2 protein-coding genes and 1 pseudogene are annotated in these 1,691 nt (G+C 71.5%); 2 read left to right on the top strand and 1 reads right to left on the bottom strand.

The features are described 5' to 3' along the window. Positions 1–921: acetyl-CoA C-acyltransferase (locus tag G6028_RS02335; protein ID WP_182657931.1), on the bottom strand; the 921-nt coding region annotated here is incomplete at its 3' end. 76 nt (positions 922–997) lie between these two features. On the opposite strand from G6028_RS02335, the gene mce reads away from it, so the two are divergent. Together mce and G6028_RS02325 are read left to right on the top strand one after the other, a co-directional pair. Further along, entirely contained in the window at positions 998–1,468 is a 471-nt protein-coding gene (gene mce, locus G6028_RS02330; protein ID WP_179525547.1) for a methylmalonyl-CoA epimerase, read from the top strand. A gap of 34 nt (positions 1,469–1,502) precedes the next feature. Further along, positions 1,503–1,691 (top strand): annotated as a pseudogene (locus tag G6028_RS02325) (hypothetical protein); the annotation flags it as partial.

The following is a 1,691-nucleotide window of genomic DNA, read 5'->3' as shown; positions in this document are numbered from 1 at the left end:
CGAACGACGACAGGCGTCGAGGACCGCGTCGGCGGGCTGGTGCTGCAGGGTCGAGTCCGGGCCGGCGACGGTGCCGTAGCCGACGATCTCGGCCAGCACCGGCCACCCCTCGGCCTCCGCACGGGCGGCGGTGGTGACGATGACGGCGGAGGCGCCGTCGGAGATCTGGGAGGAGGATCCCGCGGTGATGGTCCCGTCCTTCGCGAACGCGGGCCTGAGCTTGCCCATCGACTCGGCGGTCGACTCGGCGCGAACACCCTCGTCGGTCTCCACGACCGTGTCGCCCTTGCGGCCCTTCACCGTCACGGGGACCACCTCGTCCGCGAACCGACCCTCGGCCCACGCGGCCGCGGCGCGCTGGTGGGAGACGGCCGCGAACTCGTCCTGGTGCTCGCGGGTGATCTCCAACTCGGCGTTGCGCGCTTCGGTGAGCGCGCCCATCGGCTGGTCGGTGGGCACGTCGTGCAGGCCGTCGTAGGCCATGTGGTCCAGGACCTCGATGGAACCGTACTTGTACCCGGCACGGCTCTTGGGCAGCAGGTGGGGCGCCTGGGACATCGACTCCTGGCCGCCCGCCACGACGACCTCGGAGTATCCGGCGCGGATCGCCTGGTCCGCCAGCGCGATGGCCGTCAGGCCGGACAGGCACATCTTGTTGATGCTCAGCGCGTCCACCCGCTGGGGGATACCGGCGGCCAGCGACGCCTGACGCGCGGGCATCTGCCCGTTCCCGGCGGACAGCACCTGACCCATGATCACCTGATCGACGGCCTCGGCGGGCACGCCGCCGCGCTCGAGAGCCCCGCGGATGGCGATCCCGCCCAGTTCGGGGGCGGACAGGGAGGACAGACCGCCCTGGAGACGGCCGAACGGGGTGCGGGCCCCGGAGACGATGACGGTGCGGGTGGAGTCGGCGGACATTGCGGACCTTCCATTCGAGGGGCTGTACGTGTACACGCCAAACTACCGTCTGCCGTCACCGACTACCGTGGTCCCCATGACCACTACCCCAGCCGGCCAGCCCCTGCTCCCCGCCGAACTCGTCGTGGCGATCGACCACGTCGGAGTGGCGGTTCCCGACTTCGACGCCGCCGTGTCCTGGTACCGGGACAACCTCGGGATGGAGAACCTCCACGAGGAGGTCAACGAGGAGCAGGGAGTACGCGAGGCCATGCTGGGGTCGCCCGGCCGACCGGACGGAAGCGCCCTCCTCCAGGTGCTCGCCCCCCTCGACGAGTCGTCGACGATCGCCAAGTACCTGGATCGCAACGGCCCGGGCATCCAGCAGATGGCGGTCCGGGTGACCGACATCGAGGCCATCACCGAGCACCTCACCGGACGCGGTGTGCGGGTGCTGTACCCGGAACCGAAGAGAGGCACGGCGGGTTCACGGATCAACTTCGTGCACCCCAAGGACGCCGGGGGCGTGCTCCTGGAACTGGTCGAGCCGGCCGCCGGGTCGCACTAGGGTCCGGGCGGGGCCTCCCCGCTAGGGTGGGGCCATGTCGAGCACACACATGCCCACCACGGGCGCCGACCCCTTCGCGGTGGTCCGCAAGGGCTTCGACCGCGAGCAGGTGACCTCCACCCTCACGCGCCTGGAGGCCGAGGTCGAGCTCCTCCGCGCCGACCGCGACGCCGCCGTCGAGCGGGCCGAACGGGCTGCCGCCGAGGCGGCCCGGGAACGAGCC

The organism is Dietzia cercidiphylli, from assembly GCF_014145145.1.
GTDB lineage: Bacteria > Actinomycetota > Actinomycetes > Mycobacteriales > Mycobacteriaceae > Dietzia > Dietzia natronolimnaea.
Note: the sequence above shows the minus strand (reverse complement) of the source record. Positions and strands in the feature narration are given on the sequence as shown.